The following is a 1069-nucleotide window of genomic DNA, read 5'->3' as shown; positions in this document are numbered from 1 at the left end:
AGTCGTTGATGGCGGCGACGACGCCGGCGCCGACGGTGCGGCCGCCCTCGCGGATGGCGAAGCGCAGCTTCTCCTCCATGGCGACCGGCACGATCAGGACCACGTCCATGGTCACGTTGTCGCCCGGCATCACCATCTCGGTGCCCTCCGGCAGCGTGCAGATGCCGGTCACGTCCGTCGTGCGGAAGTAGAACTGCGGCCGGTAGTTCGTGAAGAACGGCGTGTGGCGCCCGCCCTCCTCCTTGGTCAGGATGTAGGCCTCGGCCTTGAACTTGGCGTGTGGCTTCACCGAACCCGGCTTGCACACGACCTGGCCGCGCTCCACGTCCTCGCGCTTCGTGCCGCGCAGGAGCACGCCGACGTTGTCGCCCGCCTGACCCTGGTCGAGCAGCTTGCGGAACATCTCCACGCCCGTCACCGTCGTGGTCTGCGTGTCGCGGATGCCGACGATCTCCACCGTCTCACCCACCTTCACGATCCCGCGCTCGACCCGGCCCGTCACCACCGTGCCGCGGCCCGAGATCGAGAACACGTCCTCGATCGGCATCAGGAACGGCAGGTCGATCGGACGCTCCGGCTGCGGGATGTAGCTGTCCACCGTCGCCATCAGCGCCAGCACCGCCTCCTTGCCGATCTTGGGCTCCTTGTCCTCCAGCGCCATCAGCGCCGAGCCCTTGGTGATCGGGATGTCGTCGCCCGGGAAGTCGTACTTCGAGAGAAGCTCGCGCACCTCCAGCTCGACCAGCTCCAGGAGTTCCTCGTCGTCGACCATGTCGACCTTGTTGAGGAACACCACCAGCGCCGGAACGCCCACCTGACGCGCCAGCAGGATGTGCTCGCGCGTCTGCGGCATCGGCCCGTCGGCCGCCGACACCACCAGGATCGCGCCGTCCATCTGCGCCGCGCCCGTGATCATGTTCTTCACGTAGTCGGCGTGGCCGGGGCAGTCCACGTGCGCGTAGTGACGGTTCTGCGTCTCGTACTCCACGTGCGCCGTCGAGATCGTGATCCCGCGCGCCTTCTCCTCCGGAGCCTTGTCGATCTGGTCGTAGGCCGTGAACGTCGCCCC

The 1069-nt window shown here is 67.5% G+C and carries 1 protein-coding gene; it reads right to left on the bottom strand.

Translation table 11 applies throughout. The features are described from left to right. Positions 1-1069 (bottom strand): elongation factor Tu (gene tuf / locus MKK82_RS00335; RefSeq protein ID WP_243984219.1); only part of this gene is annotated, 1069 nt, incomplete at both ends.

It is taken from the genome of Methylobacterium sp. E-046, assembly GCF_022829625.1.
Lineage (GTDB): Bacteria > Pseudomonadota > Alphaproteobacteria > Rhizobiales > Beijerinckiaceae > Methylobacterium > Methylobacterium longum.
Note: the sequence above shows the minus strand (reverse complement) of the source record. Positions and strands in the feature narration are given on the sequence as shown.